Source organism: Kitasatospora sp. NPDC093550, from assembly GCF_044764985.1.
Lineage (GTDB): Bacteria > Actinomycetota > Actinomycetes > Streptomycetales > Streptomycetaceae > Kitasatospora.
This window is the reverse complement of record NZ_JBIWJF010000020.1, coordinates 86921-113298: the sequence shown is the minus strand read 5'-3', so window position 1 is coordinate 113298 and position 26378 is coordinate 86921. Positions and strand designations below refer to the sequence as shown.

The window sequence follows — 26378 nt, the reverse complement described above, 5'->3', positions numbered from 1 at the left end:
CCCCGGCCGAGTTCCGGGCCGGGTTCCCGGCCGGGTTCCGGGCCGGGGCCGTGCGGACGTCGCCCACGCCGCCGCGCCTCATGCGGCCAGTGCCGTCGCCGGCAGCGCGGCCAGCGCCCGCAGCAGTGCCCGGGCGGCCGCGTCGTTCTGCCGGAACGACGGGGCGTCGGTGCGCGGGCGGGCGAAGGCGGCGGCCGACCGCAGGCTGGTGTGCGGGCCGAGCGCGGTGCGGCGCGGGTGCGGGGCGCCGCCCAGGGCCGGGTCGAGCAGCCGGCCGTCGGCGGGGGCGATGGTGACCAGGCCGGAGCGGTGGGTGTGCTCCGGGTCGCTGACCACCTCCTCCACGATCCGCCCCGCGCGGTGCAGTTCGCGCAGGACGGGGTCGAGGGTGCGGGCCAGCGCGTGCTTGGGCAGGTAGGCCTCGATGAGCGCCGTCGCCCGTACGGTGTGGCCGGGCACGGTGGTGCCGGAGGCGAGCCAGGTGCCCCCCGCCTCGTCCTGTTCGACCCGGAGGCCCGCGCCGAGGAAGCGCACCACCCCGGCCTCGGAGAGCGCGAGCAGCTGGCGCAGCCGGAAGCCGGGCGGTCCGGAGGCGAGGAAGCTGAAGTAGCCGAAGAACCACTCGTCCACCTCCTCGGCGACCGAGCGGGCGGTGAGCCGGCCGCTGGTGAGCACCCGGCCGAGCTGGCCGAACAGTGAGAGCAGGGCGAGGAAGGCGCCGAGGTCGGCGCTGTGCGCGGGGTCGGCACGACGGTCGGCGTCGGCGGTGACGTACCCGCGCAGGTGGGCCTGGAGCTCCTCGGCGGTGTCGAGTTCGAGGCCGGCCAGCGGGTGGTCGAGCCGCTCGAAGTCGATCCGGTCGTCCGGGTCGGGGACGGCCTCGGCGATCAGGGCGGTGAGTTCGGGGGTGTACCAGCCGTGCCGGTCGTACCGGGCCAGGAACTCCGGCCAGGGCAGGGCGGTGCGTTCGGGGTGGGCGTGGAACAGCTCGTGGTAGTGCCCGAAGGCGATCTCCTTGGCCATCGCCGGCCAGAAGTCGCGCCGCAGGCTGAGCCGCCCCCCGGTGGCGAGCACGGCGTCGACGGCGGCCGCGTCGAAGTACCGGGGGAGCGGGGCGGGCGGGCCCTGGAGGCGGTAGCCGGTCTTGGAGTGGTACGGCACGCCGCGTCGGGAGCCCAGGTGGAGCACCGGTTCGCGGCCGGACGGGCGGTAGCGCAGCGCGTCGCCTCGGCCGGTGGGCTCGAAGCGGCCGCCGCGGCCCTCGGTGAGCAGGGCGACCAGGTCGACGGAGGCCAGGCCGAGGCCGCGCAGCACCACCTGTTCGCCGGGCGCGATCGCGGCCAACTCGGCCGCCACGTCGGCGGAGTAGGCGGGCGGGAGGTGGAAGCGGCCGTGCCGGGCGGCGAACTCGGCGTCGGCGTCGTGGCGCGGGTGCGGGGCCGAGTCGAGGTGGCCGAGGGTGAGGACGACGTGGTCGGCGGTGAGCGTCCGGTCGCCGAGGTGGACGGTCTGCGGGCCGTCGGCCGGACCGTCGATCCGCCGGACGGTGTCCCGGTGGACGGTGACGCCGATGTGCGGCGGCAGATCGGCGACGGCGCGTCGGAACACCCAGTCCAGGTAGGCGCTCTGGGCCCGGCGGGTGGGGAAGTCGGTGGGGGCGAGGGCGTCCAGCTCGGCCCGGACGGCCGGGTCGGCGACCGGCCGGTAGGGCGCGAACTCCCTTTGCCGGACGGCCCATTCGGCGAGCGAGGGGCCCGGGCGGACCGGCCCTTCGAGGGTGGAGCGCTCGTCGGTGAACATGGTGACGTCCTCGGCCATCGAGTTCATCCGCAGCAGCGGGGACTGGTCGTGGCGCCAGACCCGGCCCGCGCCGGGCGGGTACGGGTCGACCAGGTGGATCGCCAACGGCCGGTCGGCGGGCAGCAGTTCGGCGGCGTTGGCGGCGATCCGCTCCAGCACGCCGGTGCCGCGCGGGCCGGCGCCGACGATCACCAGCGTGCTCATGCCCGCACCACCTTCACGACGGCCGCACGGGCCCGCTGCAGCGGCGTCGGCGGCAGGCCGTCCCGGGTGGCGCCCTTGGCGAAGTGCCGCTCCACGTAGTACTGGCCGATGGACAGCAGGGTGGTGATCACCAGGTACCAGATGGTGGCGACCATCAGCATCGGGATGACCTGGTACGACTGCAGGTAGACCAGCTGCACCGAGTAGAGCAGGTCGGAGACGGCCAGCACGCTGACGATGCTGGTGCCCTTGAGCGCGCCGATCAGCATGTTCCCGGCGGTCGGCACGATCGCCCGCATCGCCTGCGGCACCACGATCCGGCGCAGCACCCGCCACCGGCCGAGCCCGAGCGCGGCCGCCGCCTCCAGCTGGCCGCGGTCCACGGAGAGGATGCCGCCGCGGATCACCTCGGCGGCGTAGGCGGTCTCCAGCAGGGTGAGCCCGATGACGGCGGTCAGGGTCGGGCCGATCAGGTCGACCGTCCGGACGGTGATGAACTCGGGGCCGAACGGGATGCCGAGGCCGAGCGTCGGGTAGAGCGCGCCGATGTTGAAGAAGAACAGCAGCTGGACCAGGGGCGGGGTGGAGCGGAAGATCCAGATGTACACCCAGGCGAGCGTGCGCAGCACCGGGTTGGCCGAGAGCCGCATGGTGGCCAGGACGGTGCCGAACACGAAGCCGAGGGCGAGGGTGAGGGCGGTCAGCCAGAGCGTCAGGCCGAGGCCGTCGAGCACGGACCGGGCGGTGAACCAGTCCGCGACCACGCCCCACCGGAAGGCGTCGTTGCGGATCACCGAGGTGACCGCCATCGCCGCCAGCAGCAGGGCGACGGCGGCGGAGACCCACTGGCCGGGCTTGCGGCGGGGGACGATCCGGGGCTCGGCGGCGGACGCCGGGGTGGCCCGGTCGAGGGAGGAGGGGGCGGGCAGGACGTCCTGCGGGGTGGCCATGGCGGAGGCTCCTGGCGGGAGTGCGGGCGGGGAGGGGTACGGGCCGTGGCCACGTACGCGCGGCCCGCGTCCCTCAACACGGCCGGCGCATTGCACTGCACTCCGCGCCGATCGTAGGCATGGGAGATCAAGGGCTGTCAAGGGTGGCCGAGGGGTGCCCGGGGCCGTCGGCGAGGCGACAGGAGATCGCAACAGTGCGGCAATGATGGATGGTTGACGTACCGCTCGGCCGACTGCTCAACTGGGGCCATGTACGCCGAGCAGCCCCTGGTCACCCGCGACCACATCGACTTCGGTCGGGTGTGGTCCGCGGCATGTCGCGGCTGAACCGGCAGCGGGCCGCCCGTCCGGCCTGATCTCCCGCGGGGGAGCCTCCCTCGGTTTGCCCCGTCGCGGGCCGGAATCCCACGTGTGCCGACGACGCGCCACATCGCCGCTGTCGTCGCCGACTCCACGCTGTGCTCCAGCAGTTCCGCCCGTCACCCGCTTGCCGTCCCCGTGCCCGACGGCCGCCCCGCCGCGGCCGCCTCCGGTGTGCCCACCCGTCGCCCACCGGGCCCCTCGCCCATCCGAAAGGTTCCCCCATGCCCGTCGAATTCCTCGGCATCGCCGCCACCGGCGACGGTTCGGAGACCACTGCGCGCACCACCGCCTCCTTCGACCGCGACTACACCCTGCGGCTGGCCCGCGCCCACGAGGACCACGGCTGGGACCGGGTGCTCTTCGCGTACGGAGCCGGCGCCCCGGAACCGGCGGCCGCGGCGGCCTTCCTCGCCTCGCACCTGGACCGGCTGCAGATCCTGCTGGCGCACCGGCCGAACGTCTCCTACCCGACCTTCGCCGCCAAGACCTTCGCCACCCTGGACCGGATCAGCGACGGCCGGCTGACCGTGCACTTCATCACCGGCGGCAACGACCACGAACAGCAGCGCGAGGGCGACTTCCTCACCAAGGACCAGCGCTACGAGCGCACCCGCGAGTACATCGGCATCGTCAAGAAGGCCTGGACCAGCCGGGAGCCCTTCGACCACGAGGGCCCGTACTACCGCTTCAACGACTTCGTCTCGGACGTCTTCCCCGTCCAGCAGCCGCGCCCGGCGGTCTCCTTCGGCGGCTCCTCGGACGCGGCCTACGCGGCCGGCGGCGCCGAGGCGGACATCTACTGCCTCTGGGGCGAGCCGCTGGCCCGGACCGCCGAGCAGATCGAGCGGGTGAAGGAGGCGGCCCGGGCCGCCGGACGGACCGACCCGCCGCGGATCCAGGTGGCGTTCCGGCCGATCATCGCGCCCACCGAGGAACTGGCCTGGGAGAAGGCGCACCGGACGGTCGCCGCGATCCGGGCCCGCCGCGCCGCCGACCGGCCGGAGGGCGCGGGGAGCGTGGACGCGGTGCCGGAGAACACCGGCTCCCGGCGGCTGATCGAGATCGCCGAGGCCGGGGAGCGCTACGACCGCGCGCTGTGGACCCCGACCGCGGCGGCCACCGGCGGGGCGGGCAACTCCAACGCGCTGGTCGGCACCCCGGAGACGGTCGCCCAGGCGCTGCTGGACTACTACGACCTCGGTGTCGACATCCTCTCCGCGCGCGGCTACCACCTGCTGGACGACGCGATCGACTTCGGCCGGTACGTCATCCCGATCGTCCGCGAGGAGGTCGCCAAGCGCGACGCGGCCCGCGCCGAAGCGGAGCGGGCCGCCCGGGCCGAGCGCGACCGCCACCAGCTGATCGCGGCGCAGGCGTGAGCACCGCACCGGTGGCCGCCTTCCGCCGGGTCGCCGTCGACGACCCGCTGGCCGAGCCGCTGCTGCGCGAACTCACCCACGAGTACGTCACCCGCTACGGCCCCGAGGCCCACCGGGAGATGACCCGCTACCCGGGCGAGGTCTTCGCCGAGCCGCACGGGGTGCTGCTGCTCCTGCTGGAGGACGGCGAACCGGTGGCCGGCGGCGCCTACCTGCGCCACGACGAGCGGACCGCCGAGGTCAAGCGGATGTGGACGCACTCGGCCCACCGCCGTCGCGGCCTGGCCCGCCGGGTGCTGGCCGAACTGGAGCGGACGGCGGCCGCGGCCGGCTACACCCGGCTGTACCTCACCACCGGCCCGCGCCAGCCGGAGGCCCGCGGCCTCTACCTGGCGACCGGCTACACCCCGCTGTTCGACGTCACCGCCGACCCCCTGACCATCGGCCCGCTGCCCTTCGAGAAGCAGCTGCCCGTCCCGGAGGAGCACCGGCCCGTCTCCGAGGAGCACCTCCCCGCCTTCGCGGAGCAGCCGCCCGCCTCCGGGGAGCACCGGCCCGTCCTCGCCCGGCCCGCCCTCGCCCCGCCCGTCCTCGATCGCACCCCCTGAAAGGCCCCCCGTGAGAACCACCACCGTCCGCCGCCTGCTCGCCGCCACCGCCCTGCTGCCCCTCCTGGCGCTGGCCGCCTGCGGTTCGGACCCGAAGATCGCGGGCGCGGCGGCGACGGGCGGTCCGGCCGCCTCCGCCACCGAGGACGTCGTCGCCGGGCTGGCCAGGTCGGAGGCCGCGGCCGCGCTGCTGCCCGAGGAGGTCCGCAAGGCCGGCGCGCTGACCTTCGGCTCCTCCTTCGGCGCGCCGCCCAGCGCCTTCTACGTCGACCAGGTGAGCAAGAAGCCCGCCGGGATCGACGTGGACTTCACCGACGCGGTGGCCAAGGTGCTCGGCCTGACCGTGAACCGGCAGGAGGCCGCGTTCGAGACCATCCTCCCCGCCCTGGACAGCGGCAAGTTCGACGTCGGCACCGGCAACTTCGGGGTCACCACGGCCCGGCTGAAGACCATCGACTTCGTCACCTACATCGACGACGGCCAGGGCTTCGCGGTGAAGAAGGACAACACCGCGATCCAGCCGATCACCGACCTGGTCCAGCTCTGCGGGCTGACCGTCGGCACCGGTGCCGGCACCACCTTCGAGACCACCCTCAACAGCCGCAAGAACGTCTGCACCGACGCCGGGAAGAAGCCCTACGAGGTGAGGGCGTTCAGCGAGAGCGGCGCGCTGCTGACCAGCCTCCAGCAGGGCCGGGTGGACATCGAGATGTCGACCATCAACGGCCTGCGCCACCAGGCCGCGCAGGAGGCCTCCGGGACCCGCTTCCTCGGCGAGTTCCACCGCCTCGACGTCGGCTTCGCCTTCAAGAAGGGCTCGAAGCTCACCCCGGCCTTCCAGGCGGCGGTCAACCAGCTGATCAAGGACGGGACGTACCAGCGGATCCTGCGCAAGTGGGGGGTCGCCGACTCGGCGATCGAGGAGTCGCGGATCAGCCCGCCCGAGCACCCGTGAGCACGGGCCCGTCCCAGCCCGGTCCGCCGAAGGAGCCCCGATGACCGTCCGCACCGAAGCACCGTCCTCCCCACCCGGCGGGAGCGCCGAGGCCGCACCCGCGCCCGCACCCGCGCCCGCGCCCGACCTCGACGAACTGGCGGGCCTGCGCACCGTCCCCGCCCGCCACCCCTGGCGCTGGGCGGCCGGGATCGCCGCGCTGGTCGTCCTCGCCCAGTTCGCCCACGGCCTGGCCACCAACCCCGGCTGGGACTGGCCCACCTTCCGGGCCTACTTCACCGCCGACACGATCCTCCGGGCGATCGGCCGGACCATCGAACTCACCGCCTACGGAACGGCGTTGGGCTTCGTACTGGGCGCCGGGGTGGCCGCGATGCGGCTGTCCCGCAGCGCCGTCCTGCGGTCCATCGCCTGGGCGTACGTCTGGGTGTTCCGCTCGATCCCGCTGATCGTCCAGCTGGTGTTCTGGTTCAACCTCTCGTACCTGTACAAGCGGTTCGGGTTCGGCATCCCCTTCGGCCCGACCTTCGGCGACTTCGAGACGGTCGGCCTGCTCGGCGCGCTCGGGGCCGCGGTGCTCGGCCTCGGGCTGCACCAGGCCGCGTTCGCCGCCGAGATCATCCGCGGCGGCATCATCGCCGTGGACGCCGGCCAGCGGGAGGCCGCCGCCGCGCTCGGCATCCCTCGGCTGCGGCAGGCCCGCCGGATCGTGCTGCCGCAGGCCATGCGGGGCATCCTGCCGGCCGCCGCCAACGAGGTGATCTCGCTGCTCAAGGGCACCTCGGTGGTCTACGTGATGGCCATCGGCGAGCTCTTCTACCAGACCCAGGTCATCTACGGCCGGACCGGCCGGGTGGTGCCGCTGCTGATGGTCGCCACCGTCTGGTACGTGGTGCTGACCACCGTGCTGTCGATCGGCCAGTACTACGTCGAGCGCCACTTCGCCCGCGGCACGCGCCGCAACCCGCCGCCCACCCCGCCGCAGCGCCTCCGGGCCTTCCTGCGGACCCGCACCAGCACCCCCGGAGGAACCCCGTGACGACCCTGACCCAGGCCGCCCCGATGGTGCGGGTGCGCGGCCTGCACAAGAACTTCGGCCGGCTGGAGGTGCTGCGCGGCGTCGACCTGGACGTCCCGGCCGGCTCGGTCACCGTGGTGCTCGGCCCGTCCGGCTCCGGCAAGTCCACCCTGCTGCGCGCGATCAACCACCTGGAGAAGCCCGCCCGCGGCCACGTCACGATCGACGGCGAGCTGATCGGCTACCGGCGCGCCGGCGACACGTTGTACGAGCTCAAGGAGCGCGAGGTGCTGCGCCAGCGCACCGGCATCGGCTTCGTGTTCCAGAACTTCAACCTGTTCCCGCACCTCACCGTGCTGGAGAACCTGGTCGAGGCGCCGGTCGCCGCGCTGCGCCGGCCCCGGGCCGAGGCGCGGGCGGCGGCGCTGGCGCTGCTGGAACGGGTCGGGCTGGCCGACAAGGCCGCCGCCTACCCCCGGCAGCTGTCCGGCGGGCAGCAGCAGCGGGTGGCGATCGCCCGGGCGCTGGCGCTGGAGCCCAAGGTGCTGCTGTTCGACGAGCCGACCTCGGCGCTCGACCCGGAGCTGGTCGGCGAGGTGCTGGACGTCATCAGGGACCTCGCCCGCAGCGGCACCACGATGATCGTGGTCACCCACGAGATCGGCTTCGCCCGCGAGGTCGCCGACACCGTGGTCTTCATGGACGGCGGGGTGGTGGTCGAGCAGGGCCCGCCCGCCGAGGTCCTGGACCGGCCACGACACGACCGCACCCGGGCCTTCCTCGCCAAGGTCCTCTGAGCCCCCCTTTCCCCAGAACGCCTCCACACCCCGTCACCGAGCAGGAGTTCCGCCATGTCCCTACCCCGTCGCGCCCTGGTGGCCCCGGCCGCCGTCCTCGCCGCCGCCCTCGTCCTGGCCGGCTGCGGCAGCGGAGCCACCGGCGCCGGTGCGGCGGGACCGGCCGCGGCCGGGGGCAGCACCGCACCGGACGGCACGGTGGTGAACCTGTCCCCGAACCAGAACCGGGTGACCACGCCGAAAGTCGACGCGATCGCCGCGCTCCTTCCGGAGGAGATCCGGAAGAAGGGGACGCTGAGCGTCGTCGACTCCATCGGCACCACCCCGCCGCTGGACTTCTACGCCGACGACGACCGGACGATCATCGGCGTCGAGCCCGACATCGCCACCCTGATCGGCGGTGTGCTCGGCCTCAAGGTCGAGTTCAACCCGGTCTCCTGGGAGAACATCTTCGTCGGCCTGGACAGCGGCAAGTACGACGTGGGCCTGTCCAACATCACCGTCACCGAGGCCCGCAAGGAGAAGTACGACTTCGCCACCTACCGGCTGGACGTCCTGGGCTTCGAGGCGAAGAAGGGCAGCGGCCTCAAGGTCACCGGCCCCGCGGACCTCGCGGGGAAGGCGGTCGGCGTCTCCACCGGCACCAACCAGGAGAAGCTGCTGCTCGCCTGGAGCGAGCAGAACGTCGGGAACGGCCTCAAGCCGATCGACCTCAAGTACTTCCAGGGCACCGAGTACTACCTGGCGCTCTCCTCCGGCCGGATCGCGGTCTACACCGGCCCCAACCCCAGCCTGGCCTTCCACGCCGTGAGCAGCGGCGAGACCGAGGTCGTCGGCACCTACTCGGGCGGCGGCGCCGACGTCCTCGGCAAGATCGCGGCGACCACCAGGAAGGACAACGGCCTGGTCACGGCGCTCAACGCGGCGATCGACGAGGTGATCAGGAACGGTACGTACGGGCAGGTGCTCAAGCGCTGGGGCCTGGACGGCGAGGCCGTGCGCTCCTCCGAGGTCAACCCGCCCGGCCTGCCCAAGTCCTAGGGCCCGTCCCTCCGGGCGGAGGACGGGGGTTCGAAGGCCGGCCCGGGAGCGGGTACGCACCCGCTCCCGGGCGGCGCCGAACCGTAGCGGCATCCGGACGGTCCGCCCGGAGTCCGTTCACCCGACCGTCCCCGCCCGCCGCTATCGTGGCCCCCCACCGGCGGCGAACGCCGAGCGGGCGGGGTCGAGTTGGGGGGAGCGCATGAAGCAGGGCGAGGTGATCGGCGGCCGCTACCGGCTGGAGGAGATGCTGGGCCGGGGCGGCTTCGGCGTGGTCTGGCTGGCGACCGACCTGACCTTCGAGCGGAAGGTCGCGCTCAAGGTGCTGCTCGCCGAGCACGCCACCGACCGGGAGGCGGTCAGCCGGTTCGTCCGCGAGGCCAAGACGGCCGGCGGCCTCAACAACCCGCACATCGTGACGGTGTACGACTACGGGTGGACGGACGCGGGCACCGGGAAGACCCCGTACCTGGTGATGGAACTGGTCCGCGGCCGGGCGCTGTCCGAGGTGCTCAAGCACGGCCTGCCGGAGCACGCCAAGGGCCTGCGCTGGATGCGGCACGTCTGCAAGGCGCTGGAGGCCGCGCACAGTTCGGGCATCGTCCACCGGGACATCAAGCCCGAGAACGTGATGATCGCGGCGGAGGGGGAGCGCGGCAAGGTCCTGGACTTCGGCATCGCCCGACTGGTCACCCAGACCGCCCGGCTGACCTCCACCGGCAACGTGATCGGCACCGTCCCGTACCTCGCGCCCGAGTGCTGGTCCGGCGGCGTGGTGGACGGCCGGGCGGACCTCTACGCGCTCGGCGTCATGCTGTACGAGGTCTGCACCGGCGGACGGCCGTTCCGCGCCACCTCCGCCGCCGAGTACATGTACAAGCACCTGGAGGAGGTCCCGCCCCGGGTGCGCGGCATCGACCCGGCGCTGGCCGAGCTGGTCGCCGGGCTGCTGGCCAAGCGGCCCGAGGACCGGCCCGCCGACGCCGCCGAGGTGCTGGAGCGGCTGCGCGCGGTCCGGCCGGGGATGCTGCGCCCGGACGACCCGAGCCCGGAGCAGCTGCGCCGACGGGCCGACCGGGCCTGGCAGCACGGGGTCGCGGGCGAGCCGGCCGAGGCGGTGGAGATCCTCACCGCCCTCCTCCCCGCCTTTGCCCGGATCTGCGGACCGGCCGACCCGCGGACCCTGCGGACCTGCCACGACCTGGCCCTCTGGCTGGGCCGGGACGGCAGCCCCGGCGCCGCGGTCGCGCTGCTGGACGAGCTGACCCGGGTGCCGGACGCCACCCGGGAGGCCCGGACGGCCGCGGAGCACGACCTCGCGTACTGGCAGCGGGAGGTCGCCCGGCTCGGCCCGGGCCGTCCGCGCGCGCTGGGCCTGGCGGCGCTGCTCGGCGGCGGGGCACAGGGCGGCGGGGCACAGGGCGGCTGAGCGGAGCGGGTCGGCCGGGGGAAGCGTGCCGGGGCCCGTCTGTCAACCGTGTGCCCACCCGATCCGGGCCCCGGGCCGTGACCGGAATCGGGAGGATTTCGCCCATCGGGACGGTCTGGTCCGCCGCCCGCGGACATTGGTATACCTCGTTGCCAGACTCGGGAGCGGTGTCCGTACCGCCCCGCTGAGCTGCGACGAAAGGCTGGTGACGGATCGATGAAGCTCCTGCGCGTCGGACCCCCGGGCAGCGAACGCCCGGTCGTCCTGGACGAGGACGGCACCGCGTACGACCTCTCCGGGCGGGCCCGCGACCTCGACGGGTCCTTCCTGGCCGGGCTGGACCCGGCCGCGCTGGCCCAGGACGTCGCCGCCGGCCTCCTGCCGGTGGTGGACCTGGACGGGCAGCGCGTGGGCGCGCCGGTGGCCCGGCCGGGCAAGGTGGTCGGCATCGGGCTCAACTACCGCGACCACGCCGCCGAGGCCGGGGCCGCGATCCCGGCCGAGCCGGTGATCTTCCTCAAGCCGAGTTCCACCGTGGTCGGCCCGTACGACGAGGTGCTGGTGCCGCGCGGCGGCGAGAAGACCGACTACGAGGCCGAGCTGGCCGTGGTGATCGGCCGGACCGCCCGCTACCTGGACTCGCCGACCGAGGCCGCCGAGGTGATCGCCGGCTACACGATCGCCAACGACGTCACCGAGCGGGCCTTCCAGTTCGAGCGCGGCGGTCAGTGGGACAAGGGCAAGTCGGCGGAGACCTTCACCCCGCTCGGGCCCTGGCTGGTCACCGCCGACGAGGTCGCGGACCCGCAGGCGCTGGGGCTGCGGCTCTGGGTCAACGGCGAGCAGCGGCAGCACGGCAGCACCGCCGAGATGATCTTCCCGGTGCTCGAACTGGTCCGCTACGCGAGTCAGTTCATGGTGCTGGAGCCCGGCGACGTGATCGTCACCGGCACCCCGGCCGGGGTCACCCTGGGCCGCCCGGGCACGCCGTTCCTCGCCCCCGGCGACGTCGTCGAGATCGAGATCGACGGCCTCGGCCGCCAGCGCCAGGTGCTCGGCAAGGCGTGAGCCCCGGCGAGCGGTGACCCAGGTGCCCGGTACGCCGTAGCGGCGCCGGCCCCGACCCCGGGCACGGGGGTCGGGAGCCTCACCGCGGCTCCAGGACCTCCCGCAGCCGCGCGGCCCGCGGCGCCTGCGGGCCCTCCAGCGCGAGCAGCCCGGCCAGCACCTGCGCCGTCTGCGGGTCGTGCAACGCCGTCGCCGCCGCCATCGCGGTGAACTGGTCCACCAGCCAGTCGCGCAGCTCGGCCACCGGCAGCGCGCGGCCCTCGTCCAGCCAGCTCAGCGACGCCCCCTCGACCACCGCGATCCACGAGCGCACCAGCAGCGTCAGCCGCGGCCCGGCCTCCCGCACGCCCAGGTGGCGCAGGGTGCGCCGCAGCGCGGCCCGCCGGACGTCGTCCACGATCGCCGAGGTGCGGGCCGTCTCCACCACCGAACCGCCGCGCAGCAGCGCCGAGTAGCCCGCGTCGTGCTCGGCCACGAAGGCGAAGTAGCCGTCCAGCACGGCCGCCAGCTGCTCGGACGGCGTCCCGGCCAGCGGGACGGCGAAGCGGCTGGTCAGCTCGTCGGCCGCGGAGCGCAGCGCGGCCTCGTACAACTGCTGCTTGCCGCCCGCGAAGTAGCGGTAGACGAGCGGGCGGGAGGCCCCGGCGGCTTCGGCGACGTCGTCCAGGCTCACCTCCTCGGGCGGTCGGCAGGCGAACAGTTCCAGGGCGACCGCGATCAACTGCTCGCGCCGCTGCTGGACCGGCAGCCGCCGGTAGCCGGCGCGGCGCGGGCGCGGCTCGGGTGCGGCCGGGGCGGGCACCTGCTCGGATGCCGAGGTGGGGCGGGCTTCCATGGCGGTCAGCGTAATGGGCGTCGGACCGATCGGATCCTGTCGCGGCGAACGGATTTCCTCGCGTCGGACCGGCGTACGGACCGGTGGGACGCCCCCGGTCAAGGGGTTGCAAACGGGCCGCGCCACGCCATGATGTCCGGATGGTTGAAGAACTGATCACCTCCGACGGCGACACCCCGCGCCGTATCGCGGACGGTTACGTCCGCGCCCTGGCCGAGCTCGACCCGCTGACCGCGATCTACCTCGGCCTCAACCCCGAGGACGACCGGCTGCCCGACCTCTCCCCGGCCGGCCACGAGGCGATCGCCGGCCTCGCCCGCCGCACCCTGGCGCAGCTCGACGAGGCCGAGCGGGCCGGCGCCGCCGAGGACGAGGCCGAGCGCCGCTGCGCCCGGCTGCTGCGCGAGCGGCTGACCGCCGAACTCGCCGTGCACGAGGCGGGCGAGGACCTCCGCGCGGTGCGCAACCTGGCCTCCCCGGTGCACAACCTGCGCGAGTCCTTCACCCTGATGGCCACCGGCACCGAGGCCGAGTGGCAGGTGGTCGGCCGCCGGCTGGCGAAGGTGCCGGTCGCCCTGGAGCAGTACCGGCAGACCCTGGCCACGGGCATCGAGCGCGGCCTGCTGTCCGGCCCGCGCCAGGTGACCACCGTGGTCGGGCAGATCGGCGAGTGGCTGGACGGCGGCGCGGACGGCGACGCGGACAACGGTGGCGACGGGCGACGGGCGGGCTGGTTCGGCCAGTTCGTCCAGGACGCGCCGGAGGGCCTGCGCGCCGAGCTGTTCGAGCACGCGCTGGCCGCCGCCGAGGCGCTGGCCGCGCTGCGCGACTGGCTGCGGGACGTCTACAGGCCGGCCGCCGCCGACACCCCGGACGCGGTGGGCCGCGAGCGCTACGGCCGGTGGGTCCGCTACTGGGCCGGCGCCGACCTGGACCTGGACGAGGCCTACGCCTGGGCGTGGACCGAGTTCCACGACCTGCTCGCCCAGATGCGCGCCGAGGCCGAGAAGGTCCTGCCCGGCTCCGACCCGATGACGGCGATGAAGTGGCTGGAGTCCGACGGCCCGGCCATCGAGGGCGCCGAGGCCGCCCGGGAGTACCTCCAGGGGCTGATGGACCGGGCGGTCTCCGACCTCCAGGGCACCCACTTCGACCTGGCCGAGCCGGTCACCCGGGTCGAGTCGAAGATCGCCCCGGCCGGCAGTGCCGCCGCGCCGTACTACACCCCGCCGTCGCTGGACTTCAGCCGTCCCGGGCGGACCTGGCTGCCGCTGCTCGGCCGGGACCGCTTCCCGGTCTGGGACCTGGTCTCGACCTGGTACCACGAGGGCGTCCCGGGCCACCACCTGCAGCTCGCGCAGTGGAACTACGTCTCCGACCGGCTCTCCACCTACCAGACCAGCCTCGGCGGGGTGAGCGCCAACCTGGAGGGCTGGGCGCTGTACGCCGAGCGCCTGATGGACGAGCTCGGCTACCTCACCGACCCGGGCCACCGGCTGGGCTACCTCAACGCGCAGATGATGCGGGCGCTGCGGGTCATCGTCGACATCGGCATGCACGCCGGCCTGGACTTCCCGGCCGACTCCCCGTACGCGCCGGGCGAGCCGGTCAGCCCGGAGCGCGCCCGGGAGTTCTTCGGGCGGTACTGCGGCCTGTCCGACGACTTCCTGGACAGTGAGCTGGTCCGCTACCTGGGCCTGCCCGGCCAGGCGATCGGCTACAAGCTCGGCGAGCGCGCCTGGCTGCGCGGCCGGGCGGCGGCACGGGCGGCGCACGAGGCGCGCGGCGAGGAGTTCGACCTCAAGGCCTGGCACATGGCGGCGCTCTCGCAGGGCTCGCTGGGCCTGGACGACCTGGTCGCGGAGCTCTCGGCGCTCTAGGGATCCGCGTCCTGGCGGCCCGTGTCGGAGCCGGACGGAACCAGGGTCCCGGGGCCTCGTCCCGAGGTCCCGGGACCCTGGTTCTTTTGTCCCAAAAGTCCGATTTGGCAATGTTTTTCCTTGCCATCGCGTCGGGCCCGGGTATTGGCTGGAAGGCGACTGCGTGACCTCTCCGCCACACTCCGGAAGGCTCGACCAGTGACTGCGCAATCCGCCACCGGTCATGAGGGCACGGACAGCCGACGCTGGTGGGCGTTGGCCGTCATCGCCGTCGCCCAGCTCATGATCGTCCTCGACATCACCATCGTGAACATCGCGCTGCCGTCGGCCCAGAAGGACCTGGGGATCTCCGACGCCGACCGGCAGTGGATGATCACGGCCTACACCCTCGCCTTCGGTGGCCTGCTGCTGCTCGGCGGCCGGCTGGGCGACCTCTTCGGACGCAAACGCGTCTTCACCGTCGGCCTGCTGGGCTTCGCCCTCGCCTCCGCCGTCGGCGGTGCGGCCGTCACCCCGGCCATGCTCTTCGGCGCCCGCGCCCTGCAGGGCGCGTTCGGCGCGCTGCTCGCCCCCTCCGCGCTGGGGCTGCTCTCGACGACCTTCTCCGACCCCAGGGAACGCAGTACGGCCTTCGGCATCTTCGGCGCGATCGCCGGCAGCGGCGCCGCGATCGGCTTCATCACCGGCGGCCTGCTGACCGAGTACCTGGACTGGCGCTGGTGCCTGTTCGTCAACACCCCGATCGCGATCGCCACCGCCCTCGCCGCCCGCTGGGTGCTCGCCCGCGACCACGTCGCCAAGGGCCGGCGGATCAAACTGGACCTGCCGGGCGCCCTGCTCGGCTGCACCGGCCTGCTCGCGATCGTCTTCGGCACCTCCGAGGCCGTGACCCGGGGCTGGGGCGACTGGCTGGTGCTGGGCTCGCTGGGGCTCGGCGTCGTCCTGCTCGCGACCTTCGTCCTGGTCGAGAAGCGCACCGACCACGCGCTGCTGCCGCTGCACATCGTCGCCGAACGCAACCGCGGCGGCGCCGCGCTCTCGGTCGGCCTGGCCATGGTCGGCATGTTCGGCCTGTTCCTGTTCCTGACCTACTACCTCCAGGTGATCAAACACTTCTCGCCGGTGATGTCCGGGGTCTCGTTCCTGCCGATGACCGCCGCGATCATCATCAGTTCGACGGGCTTCGCGGCCCGGATGATGACCAGGGTGCCGTCCCGCAACCTGATCGCGCCCGGTCTGCTGCTCGCCGCGGGCGGCATGGCCTGGCTGACCCAGATGAAGGTGGACAGCCCGTGGGTCGCCATGGTGCTGCCCGCCCAGCTGCTGCTCGGCTTCGGCATGGGCCTGGTGTTCATGCCGTCGATGAGCCTGGCCACCCTGGGGGTCGCCCCGAACGAGGCCGGGGCCGCGTCGGCCACCATCAACTCGGCCCAGCAGGTGGGCGGTTCCTTCGGTACGGCACTGCTGAACACCATCGCGGCCAGCGCCACCGCGACCTACCTGTCCAGCCGGATCGCCTCCGACCCGGCGGTGCAGGCCCACGGCGCGGTGCACGGCTACGCGGTCGCCACCTGGGTGGCGATGGGCGTGCTGGTCCTCGCCGCGCTGGTCGCGTTCGTGATGATCAACCACCGCCCGGCGCCCGGTGAGGCCACCGGCGTCCCCGGCGGCGCGGAAGCGGTCGCGGAAGCCGCCGCCGTACGGGCCGTGGACGGGCGGCCGAGTCCGCGCGAGGCCGCCATGGCCGACGTCAAGGCCAACGTCCGGGCGGGCGGCGAGGTGCGCACGGAAGCGGGGTCGGAGCGGCCGCCGAGGGATTGAAAGTTACAGCAAGGTCTTGCAGTCAACCTCCGGCGCCTGCTTGACTCCTGGCCACCGTCCAGGGATCAAGGAGGCGCCGTCGTGCTGCCCGAGACCGCCCGGCCCGAGACCACCCAGCCTGAGACCGCCCGGCCTGAGACCGCCCTGCTGCCCGGGGACGAGTTCGACCTGCTCGTGGTCGGCGGCGCCGGGGTGGACACCGTCGTGCGGGTCGAACGGCTGGAGATCCCGCCCGGCGACTCGCAGTTCGTCGGGCCGGTGCGCGACTACGTCGGCCACACCGGCAACGGCGTCGCCCTCGGCGCCCACCACCTCGGCCTGCGCACCGCCTTCCTGGACTTCCTCGGCGACGACCCGCAGGGCGCCCTGGTCCGCGCCGCCTACCGGCGCCACGGCCTGCACTTCGCCCACCTGGTGAGCCCGCACGGCACTCCCCGCGGGGTCAACCTGGTGGACGCGGCCGGCCGCCGGTTCTCCTTCTACGACGGTCGCCACCCCGCCGACCTGCGGCTGCCGCGCCACTTCTACCTGCCGTACGCCGAGCGCAGCCGGCACGTCCACCTGTCCATCACCGGCGTCAACCGGGACATGTACGGCGACCTGCACCGGCTCGGCCGCACCACCTCCACCGACCTGCACGACTGGGACGGCGCCGACCCGCACCACCGGGACTACGCGCTCCGCTCCGACCTGGTCTTCCTCTCGGTGGCCGGCTGCCGCGGTCGGCACGAGCAGGTGATGCGGGCGGTCCTCGCCGAGGGCCGCGCCCGGGTGGTCGTCGCCACCGCGGGCGCCGAGGGCTGCCACCTGCTCACCCGCGGCGACGCCGCGCCGCGCCACCTGCCGGCCGTCGACCCGGGCGCCCCGGTGGTGGACACCAACGGTGCCGGGGACGCCTTCGTGTCCGGCTTCCTGTACGCCTGGTTCCGCGGCCGCCCGCCGCTGGACTGCGCCCGGGCCGGCTCGGCGGCCGGGGCCTTCGCCTGCACCGCCGCGGGGACGCACACCGCCTTCGTCGGGGCGGCGGACCTGGACGCCGTGCTCGGGCGGTCCCGGCCGGAGTGACGGATTTCTCATCGAGCTCCAAGACGTCGGTAACGACCTTTCCAGGCAACTCCGTCATAGTCGTTGACCGAGCACCGCCACCGACGGCAGGAGAAGCAGCAGCATGGGTCAGCACCGCCGCCCGAAGTCGCGCCGCCGCCTTCTGGCCCCGACCCTGTTCGCCGGGCTCTCCGCGGTCGTGGTGGCGGCCGTGGTCGCCGGGACGCACGGACTGGACCCGACCGGCGCGACGGTCGCCGGGAAGGCCGCCCGCAGCACCCGCGCCGCCGTCGCACCCGCCCCGCCCGCCGACGCGGCGGCGGCCCCGGTCGCCGCCCCCACGGCCACGTCGACGCCGACCGCCGCCCCGAGCCCGCTCGCGACCGGGGCGCCGGCGCCCGAGCCCGCCGACACCCCGGCCGCCGCCCAGGCCGCCACTCCCGCCACCCCGGGCACCGCCCTCGGCACCACCGCCCCCGCCCCCGCCGACGCCCGCGAAACCGCCACCGTCGGCGCGCTGTTCAGCGGTTCGGTGGCGGCCGGCAACCACTTCTGCACCGCCAGCGTGCTGCACAGCGCCACCGGCAACCTGCTGCTGACCGCCGCGCACTGCCTCAGCAGCACCGACGGCGTCACCTTCGCCCCCGGCTACCGCGACGGCTCCGCCCCGTACGGCACCTGGCGGGTGACCGCGATCCACACCACCGACGGCTGGGCCCGGAAGGGCGACGTGGACGAGGACTTCGCGATCCTGGAGACGGCGCCCGCCAACGGCCGCGAGGTCGAGGACGTGGTCGGCGGCAACCGCCTGGGCACCGACGAGCCCGTCGACGCCACCGTCCGCCTCTACGGCTACCCCGCGGACTCCGAGACGCCCAGCCTCTGCACCAACACGACCTCGCGGGAGAGCACGTACCAGCGGGCCATCGACTGCCCGTCCTACCCGGCCGGCACCAGCGGCGGCCCCTGGATCAACACCGCCACCGGTGACGTGGTCGGTGCCATCGGCGGCTACCAGCAGGGCGGCGACACCGACGACGTCTCGTACAGCGCCTCCTTCGACCACACCATCGCGGCGCTCTACACCCAGGCCGAGACCGCCGCGTCCTGACGCACCGGCGCGACCCGCACCGCGGGCCGCGGCGGTGCGGCGCGTCCGGCCCGGAACATGACGAAGGCCCAGATCCGTGGATCAACTCCACTGATCTGGGCCTCTGTTGCACTTCCCGCGAAGTGCCCCCGGTAGGATTCGAACCTACGCACCCGCCTCCGGAGGGCGGTGCTCTATCCCCTGAGCTACGGGGGCCTGTCGGCCTGTCGGCCGCTTCCGCGTTCCGACGGGATGAACACTACCAGGCTTCGGGTGTGGTCCGTGCACGGGTTTCCGGAAGATCGTCGGGGCTCGGGAGGCCGTGGGCCCGGACGATCGTCCGGGGGCGGCCCGGGGCGGAAGTGGGCAAAGGCCGGACGGGGCGGTGGGGCCGCCGATACCCTCGGTGAGGTGTCGGGAGTGTCCGGGCGGGTCCTCGTGGTGGACGACAGCGAGGTGATCCGCCAGCTGATCAGGGTCAACCTGGAGCTCGAGGGCTTCGAGGTGGTGACCGCCGCCGACGGCGCCGAGTGCCTGGAGGTCATCCGCCGGGTGAAGCCCGACGTGGTGACCCTGGACGTGGTGATGCCCCGACTGGACGGCCTTCGGACGGCGGCCCGGCTGCGCGCGACTCCGGACACCAGCCGGGTGCCGATCGCGATCGTGAGCGCCTGCACCCCGGCGGACCTGGACCTGGGGGAGACCGTCGGCGTGGACGGCTACCTCGGCAAGCCCTTCGACCCGGCCGACCTGGTGGCCCTGGTCCGGCGCCTGATGGCGGCGGCCGGAGAGCTCGACGACCCCCTGGACGGCCGCCTCGACGCCCGGCCCGGTGAACGGCCCGGGGGACGCCCCGGGGGGCGGCCCGACAGGTTTCGCCCTGAGCGAACAGAGCGGGGCGATCGCGGCTGAGACCCCCGGACGGACGGCGCATCCGCGCCCCGGAGCGTCTCAACCGGTAAACCGAGTGGCGGGCGGGTACCCCGTCTCGCCTACGCTTGGCGTCGTGACCCCCGCAGACCTTTCCCAGGCAATCCAGGCCGCAGTGAGCACCGCCGTCGAGGCGGGCGAGCTGGCCGTCGCCGTGCCCGAGCACGTGACGGTCGAGCGGCCCAAGAACAGGGACCACGGCGACTACGCGACCAACGTGGCCCTCCAGCTCGCCAAGGCGGCCGGCAAGCCGCCGCGAGCCGTTGCCGAGGTCCTGGCCGAGCGCCTGCGAGGGATCACCGGTGTGGCGAAGGTCGACATCGCCGGTCCGGGCTTCCTGAACATCACCCTGGACACCGCCACCGCGGGCGCGCTGGCGCGCACCGTCGTCGAGGCGGGCGAGGCCTACGGCCGCAACGAGGCGCTCAAGGGCCTCAAGATCAACCTGGAGTTCGTCTCCGCCAACCCGACCGGCCCGATCCACATCGGCGGCGTCCGCTGGGCCGCCGTCGGCGACTCGCTGGCGCGCGTGCTGCGGGCCTCCGGCGCCGACGTCACCACCGAGTACTACCTCAACGACGCCGGTGTGCAGATCACCAAGTTCGCCGCCTCGCTGCAGGCCGCCGCGAACGGCCGCGAGGTGCCCGAGGGCGGGTACGTCGGCGAGTACATCGTCGACATCGCCAAGGCGCTCACCGACGCGATCCCGGGCGTGCTCGACCTGCCCGAGGCCGAGCAGCTGCAGGTCTTCCGCACCGAGGGCCTCAAGCTCATGGTCGGCGAGATCAAGCGTTCGATGGAGGAGTTCGGCACCCACTTCGACGTGTGGTTCTCGGAGAAGACGCTGCACGACTCGGGCGCCGTCGAGAAGGCCATCGACCGGCTGCGCGAGCAGGGCCACGTCTTCGAGCAGGACGGCGCGGTCTTCCTGCGCACCACCGACTTCGGCGACGACAAGGACCGCGTCCTGATCAAGGCCGACGGCGACAAGACCTACTTCGCCGCCGACGCCGCGTACTACCTGTCCAAGCGGGACCGCGGCGCCGAGGTCGCGCTCTACATGCTGGGCGCCGACCACCACGGCTACGTCAACCGCCTCAAGGCCATCTCGGCCTGCGCGGGCGACGACATGAACCACAACATCGAGGTGAAGATCGGCCAGTTCGTGAAGATGCTTCGCGACGGCGAAGAGGTCCGCATGTCCAAGCGTGCGGGCAACATCATCACGATCGACGACGTGGTCGAGTGGATCGGCGTGGACGCGGCCCGCTACACGCTGGCGCGCTCCTCCACGGACTCGACGATCACGCTGGACATCAACCTGCTGACCAGCCAGAGCAACGAGAACCCGGTCTTCTACGTCCAGTACGCGCACACCCGGATGTGCGGCGTGGCCCGCAAGGCCGCCGAGCTGGGCGTGGACAAGGGCACGGCCGAGCAGTTCAAACCCGAGCTGCTCGCCACCGAGTGGGAGAACGACATCCTCGGCGCCCTCGGCGAGTTCCCGCGCATCCTCGCCACCGCCGGCGAGCTGCGCGAGCCGCACCGGGTCGCGCGTTACCTGGAGGACCTCGCGGGCAAGTACCACCGCCTGTACGAGAACTGCATGTTCCTGCCCAAGGGTGACGAGGAGCTCTCGGACACGCACCGTGCCCGCCTCTGGCTGGTCGAGGCCACGCGCACGGTCATGGCCAACGGCCTCACGCTCCTGGGCGTGACGGCGCCCGAGCGGATGTAGGCACCACCCCCAAGCGCACAGCGGGGGCGGCGGACGGTCAACGGGGACCGTCGCCGCCCCTCGCCATAGGTCAAGGAAGCCCAGAGACATGAGTCGCTCCGCACACCCCGCAGGCCCCCGCCACGGTGACGTCCTGCCCGAGGGCCACTACCAGGCCCCGCCGGCCGACCTGAACGCGCTCGACCCCAAGGTCTGGTCCCGTACCGTCGCCCGGAACGCCGAGGGCGTGGCCACCGTCGGCGGGATCGACGTCCGGCAGCTGGCGGCCGAGTTCGGCACTCCGGCGTACGTGCTGGACGAGGAGGACTTCCGCAGCCGGGCGCGCGCCTGGCGGGACGCCTTCGGCACCGAGGCGGACGTCTACTACGCCGGCAAGGCCTTCCTCTCCAAGGCGGTCGTGCGCTGGCTGCACGAGGAGGGCCTCAACCTCGACGTGTGCAGCGCGGGCGAGTTGGCCGTCGCGCTGGCCGCCGGGATGCCGCCGGAGCGGATCGCGCTGCACGGCAACAACAAGTCGGTGGACGAGCTCGAACACGCGGTGAAGACCGGCGTCGGGCACATCGTGGTCGACTCCTACGAGGAGATCGAGCGGCTCGCCGCGATCGCGGCCCGCCAGGGCGTCCGCCAGCAGGTGCTGATCCGGATCACCGTCGGCGTCGAGGCGCACACCCACGAGTTCATCGCCACCGCGCACGAGGACCAGAAGTTCGGGCTCTCGCTCACCGGGGGAGCGGCCGCCGAGGCGGTGCGCCGGGTCCTCGCGCACGGCGGGAGCCTGGAACTGCGGGGCATCCACTCGCACATCGGCTCGCAGATCTTCGACACGGCCGGTTTCGAGGTGGCCGCCCGCCGGGTGGTCGGCCTGCTGGCGCAGATCCGCGACGAGCACGGCGTCGAGCTGCCCGAGATCGACCTCGGCGGCGGCCTCGGCATCGCGTACACCAGCGACGACGACCCGCGCGAGCCGGCCGAGATCGCGGCCGCGCTGGCCGACATCGTCCGCCGCGAGTGCGCCGCCGCGAACCTGAACGCCCCCCGGCTGAGCGTGGAGCCGGGCCGGGCGATCGTCGGTCCGACCGCGTTCACGCTGTACGAGGTCGGCACCGTCAAGCCGCTGGAGGGCCTGCGCACCTACGTCAGCGTGGACGGCGGGATGTCCGACAACATCCGCACCGCGCTGTACGACGCCGAGTACTCGGTCGCCCTGGTGTCGCGCAGCAGCGACGCCGAGCCGATGCTGGCCAGGGTGGTGGGCAAGCACTGCGAGTCCGGCGACATCGTCGTCCGGGACGCCTTCCTGCCGGCCGACCTGGCCCCCGGCGACCTGATCGCGGTACCCGCCACCGGCGCCTACTGCCGCTCGATGGCGAGCAATTACAACCACGCCCTGAAGCCCCCGGTGCTCGCCGTCAGGGACGGTGCGGCCCGGGTGATCGTCCGGCGCGAGACGGAGGAGGATCTCCTGCGTCTCGATATCGGATGACGAAATCCTTGTCTCAGATCATGGAACGACCGTAGATCCGTGCGGAAAGTCCCGGAGACTGGTACGGACCGAAGTTCCCGGCGGGCCAGGAAAACCGCCGGAAATACCGAAGCACGATGAATGCAGAGCGGAGTCGGATGATGCGTACGCGCCCGCTGAAGGTGGCGTTGCTGGGTTGTGGTGTGGTGGGCTCCGAGGTGGCGCGCATCATGACGACGACGGCCGACGACCTCGCCGCTCGCATCGGCGCCCCGGTGGAGCTGGCCGGGATCGCGGTCCGCCGGGCCGGGCGGGTGCGCCCGGGCGTGCCCGAGCACCTGCTCACCACCGACGCCGAGGCCCTGGTCAGCCGGGACGACGTCGACGTGGTGGTCGAGGTCGTGGGCGGCATCGAGCCGTCCAAATCCCTGCTGCTGTCGGCCTTCGAGCACGGTGCCTCGGTGGTCAGCGCCAACAAGGCGCTGCTCGCCCAGGACGGCACCGAACTGCACGCGGCGGCCGCCCGGGCCGGGGTGGACCTCTACTACGAGGCCGCGGTGGCGGGCGCGATCCCGCTGCTGCGCCCGCTGCGCGAGTCCCTCGCCGGCGACAAGGTCAACCGGGTGCTGGGCATCGTCAACGGCACCACCAACTTCATCCTCGACAAGATGGACACCACCGGCGCCGGCTACTCGGAGGCGCTGGAGGAGGCCACCGCGCTGGGCTACGCCGAGGCCGACCCGACGGCCGACGTGGAGGGCTTCGACGCCGCCGCCAAGGCCGCGATCCTGGCCGGCATCGCCTTCCACACCAAGGTCACCGCGGCGGACGTCTACCGCGAGGGCATCACCGAGGTGACCGCGGCCGACATCGCCTCCGCGAAGGAGATGGGCTGCGTGGTCAAGCTGCTCGCGATCTGCGAGCGCGCGGCCGACGGCGAGTCCGTCACCGCCCGGGTCCACCCGGCGATGATCCCGCTCTCGCACCCGCTGGCCTCGGTCCGGGAGGCGTACAACGCGGTGTTCGTCGAGGCCGAGGCGGCCGGCCGACTGATGTTCTACGGCCCGGGCGCGGGCGGTTCGCCGACCGCCTCCGCGGTGCTCGGCGACCTCGTCGCGGTCTGCCGCAACAAGCTGGCCGGTGCCACCGGTCCCGGTGACTCGCTGTACACCCGGCTGCCCGCCAAGCCGATGGACGAGGTGGTCACCCGCTACCACGTCAGCCTGGACGTGGACGACCGCGCGGGCGTGCTCGCCCAGGTCGCGTCCGTCTTCGCCGAGCACGGCGTCTCCATCGACACCGTGCGCCAGCAGGGCCGCGACGGCGACGCCTCGCTCGTCGTGGTCACCCACCGTGCCACCGACGCCGCGCTGTCGGCGACGGTCGACAAGCTCCGCGCGCTGGACAGCGTGCGGGACGTGGCCAGCATCATGCGGGTCGAAGGGGAATAAGGAACTGCCATGAACGCCGTTGCCGAGAACGTCGTCCGAGGCGCGCACACCCACCAGTGGCGCGGCCTGATCGAGGAGTACCGGGACCGCCTGCCGGTCACCGCGGCCACCCCGGTGGTCACCCTGCTGGAGGGCGGCACGCCCCTGGTCCCCGCCCAGGTGCTCTCCGAGCGCACCGGCTGCGAGGTCTACCTCAAGGTCGAGGGCGCCAACCCGACCGGTTCCTTCAAGGACCGCGGGATGACGATGGCCATCTCCAAGGCCAAGGAGGAGGGCGCGCAGGCGGTCATCTGCGCGTCCACCGGCAACACCTCGGCCTCCGCCGCCGCGTACGCGGTGCGGGCCGGGATGGTCTCCGCGGTGCTCGTCCCGCAGGGCAAGATCGCCCTCGGCAAGATGGGCCAGGCGCTGGTGCACGGGGCGAAGATCCTGCAGGTCGACGGGAACTTCGACGACTGCCTCACCCTTGCGCGTGAACTGTCCGAGAAGTACCCGGTGGCCCTGGTCAACTCCGTGAACCCGGTGCGGATCGAGGGCCAGAAGACCGCCGCCTTCGAGATCGTCGACATGCTCGGCGACGCCCCGGACATCCACGTCCTGCCGGTCGGCAACGCGGGCAACATCACCGCGTACTGGAAGGGTTACCGCGAATACTCCGCGGACGGCCTGGCCACCCGCACCCCGCGGATGTGGGGCTTCCAGGCCGCCGGCTCGGCCCCGATCGTGGACGGCGCCCCGGTGCTGAAGCCGCAGACCATCGCCACCGCGATCCGGATCGGCAACCCGGCCTCCTGGGACTTCGCGCTCGCCGCGCGGGACGAGTCCGGCGGCCTCATCGACAAGGTGACGGATCGTCAGATCCTGTCCGCCTACCGGCTGTTGGCCTCCCAGGAGGGCGTCTTCGTGGAGCCCGCCTCGGCCGCCTCGGTGGCCGGTCTGCTGGCCAAGGCGGAGGCCGGTCTGGTCGACCCGGGCCAGCGGATCGTCTGCACCGTGACCGGCAACGGCCTCAAGGACCCGGACTGGGCGGTGGCCGGCGCGCCGCAGCCGCAGATCGTCCCGGTGGACCCGGAGGCCGCGGCCCTGAGCCTCGGCCTGCTGGACCGCTAGCGGGGTCTGACACTTCGACGGGCCGACCCTTTCGGGGGTCGGCCCGTCAAAGTTCTCCACTGACACTTTTGTGTCAATTCCGCTTCGCATTCCGATCCGATTTCACCCCGCTCTTTGACGGAGCGGGGTGCGTATTCCGGCCAGAACCGGCAACACACCAGATCGAAGGCCCACGGGGTGTACCGCTCGGGAACCTCTCTTCGATACTCTGGCTTCGGCCGTGTGGCACATGCCCCGGGCCCGGTGCAGTCCGGGCCGCGCCGACGACTGTGACCGCCCGCCCCGGAGGGGGCCGCGATCCTTTCCCCCCACCCTCGCACCGACGACGCGCTCCGCGCCGCCCGATTTCCCCAGGAGAGTCCACCGCATGGCCGGTCCTGCGTTCCGTGCCGCCGCCGTCCGGGTCCGGGTTCCCGCGACCAGCGCCAACCTCGGCCCGGGCTTCGACGCCTTCGGGCTCGCGCTGGGCCTGTACGACGACGTGGTCGTCCGGGTCGCCGACTCCGGCCTCTCCGTCGACATCGCCGGCGAGGGTGCCGAGACGCTGCCGCGCGACGAGCGCCACCTGCTGATCCGCTCGATGCGCGCCGCCTTCGACCGGCTCGGCGGCCAGCCGCGCGGCCTCGAAGTGGTCTGCGCCAACCGGATACCGCACGGCCGGGGCCTCGGCTCCTCCTCCGCCGCCATCTGCGCCGGCATCGTGGCCGCCCGCGCCGTCACCATCGGCGGCCCGTCCGCGCTGGACGACGACGCGCTGCTGGCCCTCGCCTCCGAGCTGGAGGGCCACCCGGACAACGTCGCGGCCTGCCTGCGCGGCAACTTCACCATCGCCTGGACCGACGAGGAGTCGGCCAAGGCGGTCACCCTGGAGCCCTCCGAGCAGGTCGTCCCGGTGGTCTTCGTCCCGGCCGGCGCGGTGCTCACCGAGACCGCCCGCGGCCTGCTGCCGAAGACCGTCCCGCTGGCCGACGCCGCCGTCAACGCCGGCCGCTCCGCGCTGCTGGTGGAGGCGCTGACCAGGCGCCCCGAACTGCTCCTCGCCGCCACCGAGGACCGCCTGCACCAGGACTACCGGGCCTCCGCGATGCCGGACAGCGCCGCGCTGGTCGGCGCGCTGCGCGCCGAGGGCGTGCCCGCCGTCATCTCCGGGGCCGGCCCGACCGTCCTCGCGCTCACCGACGAGGCGGGCGCCGACAAGGTGCTCTCCTTCGCCGGGCACCACGGCCACGGCGGGGACCCGGCGTTCGCCGCGCACCGGCTGGACGTCGACCGCACCGGGGCCGTCGTGCTCCCGCTGGACGTCTGACCAGCCCGTCCGGGCCCGGCACCGGCCCCGCGCCGAGCCGGGCCCACCGGACACGATTGGCAAGCGCAAGGCTGGGGAATGTCCAAGGGGGTCGGTAGT

Annotated in this window: 21 protein-coding genes and 1 tRNA gene; 18 read left to right on the top strand and 4 right to left on the bottom strand. The window is 73.4% G+C overall.

What is annotated here, in order from left to right; genetic code table 11:
• Positions 1-78 precede the first annotated feature (78 nt).
• Both ACIRD3_RS28475 and ACIRD3_RS28470 read right to left on the bottom strand, forming a co-directional pair.
• Complete coding sequence (locus ACIRD3_RS28475; protein WP_402222210.1) at positions 79-2004, bottom strand: FAD/NAD(P)-binding protein; 1926 nt, start codon at positions 2002-2004, stop codon at positions 79-81.
• Positions 2001-2954 (bottom strand): amino acid ABC transporter permease, encoded by a 954-nt coding sequence (locus ACIRD3_RS28470; protein ID WP_402222208.1) that lies wholly within the window; start codon positions 2952-2954, stop codon positions 2001-2003. The genes ACIRD3_RS28475 and ACIRD3_RS28470 overlap by 4 nt, the downstream gene beginning before the upstream one ends.
• Before the next feature lie 584 nt (positions 2955-3538).
• Between ACIRD3_RS28470 and ACIRD3_RS28465 the strand changes: the two genes are divergently transcribed.
• The 8 genes from ACIRD3_RS28465 (at position 3539) to ACIRD3_RS28430 (ending at position 11612) form a co-directional block, all read left to right on the top strand.
• The gene (locus tag ACIRD3_RS28465; protein WP_402222205.1) at positions 3539-4696 is read left to right on the top strand and encodes an LLM class flavin-dependent oxidoreductase; all 1158 of its coding nucleotides are present in this window, start codon (positions 3539-3541) and stop codon (positions 4694-4696) included.
• Positions 4693-5304 carry a GNAT family N-acetyltransferase gene (locus ACIRD3_RS28460; RefSeq protein WP_402222202.1) on the top strand — a complete coding sequence of 204 codons (612 nt, stop codon included), beginning with the start codon at positions 4693-4695 and terminating at the stop codon, positions 5302-5304. Before ACIRD3_RS28465 ends, ACIRD3_RS28460 begins: the two co-directional genes overlap by 4 nt.
• 10 nt (positions 5305-5314) lie before the next feature.
• The gene (locus ACIRD3_RS28455; protein ID WP_402222200.1) at positions 5315-6259 is read left to right on the top strand and encodes an ABC transporter substrate-binding protein; all 945 of its coding nucleotides are present in this window, start codon (positions 5315-5317) and stop codon (positions 6257-6259) included.
• A 40-nt stretch (positions 6260-6299) separates the two neighbouring features.
• Positions 6300-7298: an amino acid ABC transporter permease gene (locus ACIRD3_RS28450; RefSeq protein ID WP_402222197.1), complete on the top strand. Its 999-nt coding sequence runs from the start codon at positions 6300-6302 to the stop codon at positions 7296-7298.
• 23 nt (positions 7299-7321) lie between these two features.
• Positions 7322-8074, top strand: a complete 753-nt coding sequence (locus ACIRD3_RS28445; protein WP_402222275.1) for an amino acid ABC transporter ATP-binding protein — start codon at positions 7322-7324, stop codon at positions 8072-8074.
• A 54-nt stretch (positions 8075-8128) separates the two neighbouring features.
• Positions 8129-9115: an ABC transporter substrate-binding protein gene (locus tag ACIRD3_RS28440; RefSeq protein WP_402222194.1), complete on the top strand. Its 987-nt coding sequence runs from the start codon at positions 8129-8131 to the stop codon at positions 9113-9115.
• A gap of 202 nt (positions 9116-9317) precedes the next feature.
• Positions 9318-10544 (top strand): protein kinase, encoded by a 1227-nt coding sequence (locus tag ACIRD3_RS28435; RefSeq protein ID WP_402222191.1) that lies wholly within the window; start codon positions 9318-9320, stop codon positions 10542-10544.
• A 216-nt stretch (positions 10545-10760) separates the two neighbouring features.
• A complete protein-coding gene (locus ACIRD3_RS28430; protein ID WP_402222188.1) occupies positions 10761-11612 on the top strand; it encodes a fumarylacetoacetate hydrolase family protein in 852 nt (283 codons plus the stop codon).
• A gap of 79 nt (positions 11613-11691) precedes the next feature.
• On the opposite strand, the gene ACIRD3_RS28425 is transcribed toward ACIRD3_RS28430, so the two are convergent.
• Positions 11692-12447 carry a TetR/AcrR family transcriptional regulator gene (locus ACIRD3_RS28425; protein WP_402222186.1) on the bottom strand — a complete coding sequence of 252 codons (756 nt, stop codon included), beginning with the start codon at positions 12445-12447 and terminating at the stop codon, positions 11692-11694.
• 140 nt (positions 12448-12587) lie between these two features.
• Between ACIRD3_RS28425 and ACIRD3_RS28420 the strand changes: the two genes are divergently transcribed.
• From ACIRD3_RS28420 to ACIRD3_RS28405, 4 genes are all read left to right on the top strand, one after another.
• Complete coding sequence (locus ACIRD3_RS28420) at positions 12588-14327, top strand: DUF885 domain-containing protein (protein ID WP_402222184.1); 1740 nt, start codon at positions 12588-12590, stop codon at positions 14325-14327.
• A 198-nt stretch (positions 14328-14525) separates the two neighbouring features.
• Positions 14526-16148 (top strand): MFS transporter, encoded by a 1623-nt coding sequence (locus ACIRD3_RS28415; protein WP_402222181.1) that lies wholly within the window; start codon positions 14526-14528, stop codon positions 16146-16148.
• Positions 16149-16295: 147 nt separating this feature from the next.
• Positions 16296-17213 carry a carbohydrate kinase family protein gene (locus ACIRD3_RS28410; RefSeq protein WP_402222272.1) on the top strand — a complete coding sequence of 306 codons (918 nt, stop codon included), beginning with the start codon at positions 16296-16298 and terminating at the stop codon, positions 17211-17213.
• A 103-nt stretch (positions 17214-17316) separates the two neighbouring features.
• Positions 17317-18303: a trypsin-like serine peptidase gene (locus ACIRD3_RS28405; protein ID WP_402222178.1), complete on the top strand. Its 987-nt coding sequence runs from the start codon at positions 17317-17319 to the stop codon at positions 18301-18303.
• 123 nt (positions 18304-18426) lie between these two features.
• Here ACIRD3_RS28405 and ACIRD3_RS28400 read toward each other — a convergent pair.
• Positions 18427-18498, bottom strand: a tRNA-Arg gene (locus ACIRD3_RS28400).
• Between the two features lie 204 nt (positions 18499-18702).
• Between ACIRD3_RS28400 and ACIRD3_RS28395 the strand changes: the two genes are divergently transcribed.
• The 6 genes from ACIRD3_RS28395 to thrB all read left to right on the top strand — a co-directional run bounded on the left by ACIRD3_RS28395 (position 18703) and on the right by thrB (position 26279).
• Positions 18703-19194, top strand: coding sequence for a response regulator (locus tag ACIRD3_RS28395; RefSeq protein ID WP_402222269.1), 492 nt, complete (start codon positions 18703-18705; stop codon positions 19192-19194).
• A gap of 94 nt (positions 19195-19288) precedes the next feature.
• A complete protein-coding gene (gene argS / locus ACIRD3_RS28390; protein WP_402222175.1) occupies positions 19289-20950 on the top strand; it encodes an arginine--tRNA ligase in 1662 nt (553 codons plus the stop codon).
• 88 nt (positions 20951-21038) lie between these two features.
• Entirely contained in the window at positions 21039-22433 is a 1395-nt protein-coding gene (gene lysA, locus ACIRD3_RS28385; RefSeq protein WP_402222173.1) for a diaminopimelate decarboxylase, read from the top strand.
• A 137-nt stretch (positions 22434-22570) separates the two neighbouring features.
• Positions 22571-23863, top strand: a complete 1293-nt coding sequence (locus ACIRD3_RS28380) for a homoserine dehydrogenase (protein ID WP_402222170.1) — start codon at positions 22571-22573, stop codon at positions 23861-23863.
• 9 nt (positions 23864-23872) lie between these two features.
• Positions 23873-24973 carry a threonine synthase gene (gene thrC, locus ACIRD3_RS28375; protein WP_402222167.1) on the top strand — a complete coding sequence of 367 codons (1101 nt, stop codon included), beginning with the start codon at positions 23873-23875 and terminating at the stop codon, positions 24971-24973.
• 367 nt (positions 24974-25340) lie between these two features.
• Entirely contained in the window at positions 25341-26279 is a 939-nt protein-coding gene (gene thrB / locus ACIRD3_RS28370) for a homoserine kinase (RefSeq protein ID WP_402222166.1), read from the top strand.
• Positions 26280-26378: the final 99 nt, after the last annotated feature.